The 487-nt window shown below is 68.8% G+C and carries 2 protein-coding genes; both read left to right on the top strand.

The window, feature by feature from the left end:
• Positions 1-146 (top strand): EVE domain-containing protein (locus CSC70_RS14225; protein ID WP_162457222.1); only part of this gene is annotated, 146 nt, incomplete at its 5' end.
• 27 nt (positions 147-173) lie between these two features.
• Positions 174-487, top strand: a 314-nt coding sequence (locus tag CSC70_RS14220) for a ribose-5-phosphate isomerase A (RefSeq protein WP_211369515.1), incomplete at its 3' end; no start/stop codon positions are given.

Below are 487 nucleotides of genomic sequence, written 5' to 3'. Positions count from 1 at the left end.
AGCTCGAACGGGTCATCCCGCTGGAGGAGATCAAGCAGCACACCGACGCGCTGGGCGAAGGCTTCCCGCTGACCGCGCGCGGCAGCCGGCTGTCGGTGTTCCCGGTCACCGCGGCGCAATGGAAGCTGCTGCTGTCGCTGGAATGAACCTGCTCTAGGAACCGGAATCCCACCATGTCCGAAGCAAAACGCCTGGCCGGCGAGAAGGCCATCGACTACGTCCAGGACGGCATGATCGTCGGCGTCGGCACCGGCTCGACCGTGGCCTACTTCATCGAGGCCCTTGGCCGGATCAGGGACCGCATCGCCGGCGCCGTCTCCAGCTCCGAGCAGAGCACCGCGCGGCTGCTGGCGCTGGGCATCGAGGTCCTGGACGCCAACGCCGCCGGCCCGCTGAAGCTGTACGTGGACGGCGCCGACGAGTGCGACCCGCACAAGCGCCTGATCAAGGGCGGCGGCGCCGCGCTGACCCGCGAGAAGATCATCGC

The organism is Pseudoxanthomonas kalamensis DSM 18571 (assembly GCF_010211745.1).
GTDB classification, from domain to species: domain Bacteria; phylum Pseudomonadota; class Gammaproteobacteria; order Xanthomonadales; family Xanthomonadaceae; genus Pseudoxanthomonas_A; species Pseudoxanthomonas_A kalamensis.
Note: the sequence above shows the minus strand (reverse complement) of the source record. Positions and strands in the feature narration are given on the sequence as shown.